The sequence below is a fragment of the Janibacter sp. CFPM2_SD2 genome (genome assembly GCF_057364645.1).
In genome coordinates this window covers 1-2,554 of the sequence record NZ_JBNFOF010000288.1, presented here as the reverse complement: position 1 = coordinate 2,554, position 2,554 = coordinate 1, and the positions used below count along the sequence as shown (strand labels likewise).

Sequence of the window (2,554 nt, the reverse complement as noted above, 5' to 3'; positions counted from 1 at the left end):
CCGCAGCAGCCCGCGCGTCGGCCTCGTCGAGGGCCCGGCCGACCGCCGCCTGCGCGTCGGCATGATGATCGACTCGCCGCTCGTCCAGGCGACCGACTCGCAGACCCGCGACGCCGTCGAGGGCGTCGGGCGCCTGCTCGACGGCCTCGGTCACGACGTCGACGACGTCGACGTGCCGGTGCCGGCCTTCTTCAAGACCGACTTCGAGGACTACTGGGGGCTGCTCGCCCTCGCCTCGGCGAAGCAGGGGCGCCGCCTCTACGGCGACGGTTTCGACGCCGAGCGGCTCGACCCCTTCACCCGCGGCCTCGCGGCGCGAGCGAAGAAGCGCCTGCACCGCGCCCCGCTCTACCTCGCCCGCCTCGCCGCCGTCGGCCCCGCGTCGCAGCGCCTCTTCCCGGACGTCGACGTCATCCTCACGCCGACCCTGACGCACACAACCCCGCGCATCGGCTACCTCTCCGGCGACCTCGACTTCGAGACGCACTTCGAGCGGCTGCCGCAGTACGTCGGCTTCACCCCGCTGCACAACGTGAGCGGTCAGCCGTCGATCTCGCTGCCGTTGGGACGCACCGACGACGGTCGGCCCATCGGCGTCATGCTCTCGGCCCGCACCGGGCAGGAGCGGCTGCTGCTCGAACTGGCCTTCGAGCTGGAGGCCGCGGCCCCCTTCGCCACGCTCGGCTGATCAGGGCAGCGCGACCGTCGCGGTCAGCGCGCGGTGGTCGCTGCCGCGCTCGCGGGTGACCTCGAGCGCGGTGCCACGCCGGCCCCGCGGGTCGTCACGTGGTCGATCGGCACCCGGCCCGTAGGCGGCTCCGCGCGTCCGCCCCCACGTGCCGGGGAACCCGGACCCGAGCTGAGCGGTGCAGTCCCGCAAGCCTGTTCGCTTCACCCACCGCCGGTAGGCGACCGCGCTGGGCGGTGCGTTGAGGTCGCCGAGGACGATGACCGGACCGTCACTCCCTTCGGCCGCCAGACGAAGGGAGTCCAGCCCCTCGCCCCAGCGGTCGGCCGCGAGGAAGGCGGGGTTCTGCAGGCGCGTGCCGACGACGGTGACTTCCGTGCCACCCCGGCGCAGCCGCAGTGCACTTCCGGGCTGCCGACCGGCGAGCGGGGTGGACGAGGCGACCGTCCACGGGCTGCGCACCCAGACGTCGACGTCGGTCCCGATGTAGTCGTCGTGGTCGCTGGCGGCGAGCCGCCACTGCGGGCCGAGGGCGCGACCCAGGCCATCGGTGCGTCCGGGGTCCCACTCCTGCAGGGCGAGCACGTCGGCGCCGTCGGCGAGGTCGACGAGCTCCGCGTCGGTTGGGCCCGCCCACGCCGTGTTGAGCGTCGCGACCGTGATCGTCGGCCCGTCCTCGGCCGCGGGCCGCGGATCGGCGACGACGTGGTCGAGCAGCGGTGCCTGGCTGAGCAGCAGGGCGGCGACGAGGGCGAGCCGCCACCAGCGCAGGTGGCGCCACGACACGAGCGCGGCCACCAGGGCGACCCCGACGACGACGGGCAGGGCGGCGGCGATGACGACCCCGATGCTCGTGCGGCCACCGCGCAGGTACATGGCGGCGACGGCGAGCACGCACAGGACGAGGACGCCGAAGCCGGCCCACGCCAGCAGCGTCCTCCAGCGTCTCCCCTCCCGGTGCTCCGTCATCGCGAGCCCAGTGTGCCAGCCGGTCGCGGCCCGTCGAGCGGGGGCGGGAACCGATCCGCGACGTGCGGGGAAGAACAGGTGTGAGCGCGACGGAGAGCACCATGGCGACATGGGCGACGAAGGGAGCAGTGATGACCGGGCATGAGGCCGCGCAGGGGGCGACCTCGCGCCCGGTCACGCTGCTCGACGTCTTCGACCCGCACTACCGGGACGTCCACGGGTACCTCGCGCGACGGGTGGACGCCCACACGGCCGAGGACCTCGCGAGCGAGACCTTCGTCCGCGCGCTGGAGCACAGCGACCGCTTCGACCCGACGAAGGGAGGTCATCGCGCCTGGCTCTTCGGCATCGCGACCAACCTCCTCGCCAAGCACCGGCGCAGCGAGGTTCGCGGCTACCGGGCCCACGCGCGACTCGGTGCGGACCCGCTCGTCGAGGGGTACACCGGCCTCGGCGACATCGACGCCCGGGTCGATGCGCAGGCCCGCGGGCGGGCCCTCGCCGGCGCGCTGGCCGACCTGCGCGACGACGAGCGTGACGTGCTGCTGCTCGTCGCCCACGCCCAGATGAGCTACGCGGAGGTGGCGGAGGCGCTCAACCTGCCCATCGGCACCGTGCGCGCACGGCTGCACCGGGCACGCGCCCGGGTCCGCCGCGGCGCTCACCGACCACGACGGCACCGACCACGACACCGAGGGGGGTCACCCATGAGCAGGGATGTGCTCGAGCACGACGAGATCAACCACGACGACCACGACCTCGTGGCGGTGCAGGGCCACCGCGCCGACCTGACCGGCGTCGACGACACGCAGGTGGCCGCGGCCCGCGAGCGGCTCGCCGCGCTGGACGGTGCCGACCGACCGGCTGGGGTCCGCGACCGGGATCCGGCCGCGGCAG

General features: G+C 74.4%; 3 protein-coding genes. 2 read left to right on the top strand and 1 reads right to left on the bottom strand.

Translation table 11 applies throughout. The features are described 5' to 3' along the window. Positions 1 to 688: amidase family protein (locus tag AC2W7J_RS17405; protein ID WP_485983955.1), on the top strand; the 688-nt coding region annotated here is incomplete at its 5' end. Here the strand turns inward: AC2W7J_RS17405 and AC2W7J_RS17400 are convergent. Beyond that, positions 689 to 1,657 carry an endonuclease/exonuclease/phosphatase family protein gene (locus tag AC2W7J_RS17400; protein WP_485983953.1) on the bottom strand — a complete coding sequence of 323 codons (969 nt, stop codon included), beginning with the start codon at positions 1,655 to 1,657 and terminating at the stop codon, positions 689 to 691. Positions 1,658 to 1,737: 80 nt separating this feature from the next. Here AC2W7J_RS17400 and AC2W7J_RS17395 point away from each other — a divergent pair. Next, the coding region (locus AC2W7J_RS17395; protein ID WP_485983951.1) for an RNA polymerase sigma factor at positions 1,738 to 2,554 on the top strand (817 nt) is incomplete at its 3' end.